We start from the raw sequence: 2500 nt of genomic DNA on the forward strand, positions 1-2500 counted from the left end.
CGTTGCATATTCCACATATCTTGGTTACGATGAAATTGCCCACCATTCCGGAGTCAGAGATGAAGATGTATGGTTTGCCCTAAAGGGAATGGACAAGCAGATAAAACGTCTTCTTGGTGGAAACAAATATTCTCCAAGACAATACCAATTCGTGATACAATCAGACCACGGCCAGACCAATGGAGCAACATTCAAACAGAGATATGGCGAATCATTTGAAGATTTTGTCAAATCATTACTGCCCCTTGACGATAAGTTGTATGCTAACTTGTCTTCACACGAAGATCCATTTGCAGACGTTTATGTTCCGTTTTCTGATAAGTTCAAATTCCTTAAATATCGAAACAAGGACGATGATGAAATAGAGTTGAATGAATCTGAGTTATTGTTCTTGCATCCGGAAATCTTGCAATGATTTATCTGACCCAATGGCACCATAGACTGACATATGAGGAAATCAACGAGATGTTTCCGCAGCTGATTTCTGAAATTGTCAACAATGAATACATAGGCTTTATTCTGGTTAGGTCTTCCCAAAAAGGGGACATGGCAATTGGAAAAAACGGAATATAGTTACTTAGCATAGAATTGTCATGTCTTTTATATACTAGTTCTGACAAATATATTATCATGCCAAAGAAAAGTAAAATTAATATTTTTAATAAAATGGAACCTGAAGAATTGCATGATAAAATCAAAGAATGCAACGTATCTCCCAGATATTATCAAAGATTAATTGCTATGAGGTTAATTGAGGAAGATTTCAATCACAATGATGTAGCAAATATCTTAGGAGTAAGTTATAGATCAATTAATAGGTGGGCGCACCTTTGCGAAGAAGAAGGTTTAGAAGGATTAGAACCTGATTTCAGTGGAGGAAAAAAATCAAAATTAACTCCTGAAATGAGAGTTGCATTTCAAAAGCGCTTAAGAGAATCTAAAAATCTCACAATGACTGGCGCTAAGAAAATATTGGAAGATGATTTTGGTATTAAATTCTCTTTAGGTTATGTAGGCGAAATTGTAAGGAGTTTAGGTTTTAATTATGGTTCTCCTCGCCCAAAATATAGGGAAGCAGATGAAAATCCTGAGGATGTTCTAAAAAAAATATTGATTTGGCAAGGTTAAAACCCACTGATAAAATTGTGATTATTGACGAATCAACCTCAAAAACTGATTTTGAAACACGAAAAACAATTTATGAAGAAGGAACTTCCAATGAAAAAGAAATAACTGCTTTTTCATTCAAAAGAAATTTCTTAGGAGTTTTAGGATTAAATGTAGAATCAACATTATTTGCTGTGAAAAATTTAGATGAATTTGAATTTGGGAAAGCATTATTTAAAATGAGAAGTGTTTATTCTGATTCAAAAGAAGATACTAAATTATTAAATAATGCCATAGGGCGATATACATTATCAAAAAAACAAATAACTAAAAAATTGGAAGAAAAAGAAGATAATCCTGAATTCTTAGAAAAACTATTAAGATCAATTGAAAATAATATAAAAGATAAAAGTATGGTTCTTGCAAGAAAATTAAATAAACACTGCAAAAGAGAATCAACAGAAAATAAAGATAAACGAAAAGATATACAAAAAGAACATGTTTATCAATTAATTGAAGAATTAAATCTCGAACAGCAGTTAAAAAATGATAGGTTAGTGATATTTTTAGATAGTGCTCCAGCTCATACAAGTGAATTTGTCCAAAATATTGCCGAAAAGTTAAATATTCTTTTTGTACCTATGCCTAAGTATGCTCCATGGTTAAATCCTGTTGAAAAAGTTTGGAACATTTTAAAAGATCATTTTAGAGCAATTCCCATAAATTCTAAGTCTGAATTAACAAAAGAAGGATTTGAAGTATTTAATGAAAAATGCCTTGGATCAACATTAACAGAAAATTTCATTAAAAAATACCTGCCAATTCTATGCTAAGTGACTATAAATATCTATTAATCATGTTGGTTAATGCAGATTTTCATATTCCTAGTTGCTTTTCAATGGCATCATCCAAGGACATGTTAATTAAAAATATTGCACCCAAATCAAAATTAAAAGGTTTAGGGCTTTTAGGAACTGGTGATGGACTTCATCCCAAATGGCTGGATATTATTGAGGAAGGTACAACTTATTCTGGTGATGGAATTTATTCGATGGAGGATATGGATTTTGTCATAACAACAGAAATTGAAGGTAAAAATAAAATCCATCATTTAATCATCATTCCCGACATTGATATTGCAAGGGAATTATCTCAGAAATTGCCTTCTAAAAACAAGAATGTCGATGGCAGGCCTAAAACCCAGTTAAACGGTGTTGAAATCTTGGAGCTGGTTCGCCAGTATGACTGTTTAATAGGTCCGGCACATGCTTTTACTCCCTGGACGGGGATGTATAAGTCTTTTGATAGTATTTATGATTGTTATGAGAAAAAGGTCGATTTTGTTGAGTTAGGTTTGTCTGCAGATACTAATATGGCAGATACTGTTGGTGAA

Annotated in this window: 3 protein-coding genes and 2 pseudogenes; 4 read left to right on the forward strand and 1 reads right to left on the reverse strand. The window is 32.4% G+C overall.

Annotated elements, in window-relative coordinates:
* Positions 1 to 415 (forward strand): annotated as a pseudogene (locus IJI80_RS07235) (phage holin family protein); the annotation flags it as partial.
* Position 416: 1 nt separating this feature from the next.
* Here the strand turns inward: IJI80_RS07235 and IJI80_RS07240 are convergent.
* On the reverse strand, positions 417 to 620 hold the full coding sequence (locus IJI80_RS07240) for a hypothetical protein (protein WP_292788850.1): 204 nt from the start codon (positions 618 to 620) through the stop codon (positions 417 to 419).
* 46 nt (positions 621 to 666) lie between these two features.
* On the opposite strand from IJI80_RS07240, the gene IJI80_RS07245 reads away from it, so the two are divergent.
* From IJI80_RS07245 to IJI80_RS07255, 3 genes and pseudogenes are all read left to right on the forward strand, one after another.
* Positions 667 to 1128 (forward strand): helix-turn-helix domain-containing protein, encoded by a 462-nt coding sequence (locus IJI80_RS07245; protein ID WP_292788852.1) that lies wholly within the window; start codon positions 667 to 669, stop codon positions 1126 to 1128.
* 17 nt (positions 1129 to 1145) lie between these two features.
* Positions 1146 to 1940, forward strand: coding sequence for a transposase (locus tag IJI80_RS07250; protein ID WP_292788854.1), 795 nt, complete (start codon positions 1146 to 1148; stop codon positions 1938 to 1940).
* A gap of 23 nt (positions 1941 to 1963) precedes the next feature.
* Positions 1964 to 2500, forward strand: a pseudogene (locus IJI80_RS07255) (phosphotransferase); the annotation flags it as partial.

The organism is Methanobrevibacter sp., from assembly GCF_017432245.1.
Lineage (GTDB): Archaea > Methanobacteriota > Methanobacteria > Methanobacteriales > Methanobacteriaceae > Methanobrevibacter.

Bases quoted from the DNA above. Each gene is read 5' to 3' on its own strand.
- IJI80_RS07245 (WP_292788852.1), top strand. From the start codon at position 667: ATGGAACCTGAAGAATTGCATGATAAAATCAAAGAATGCAACGTATCT.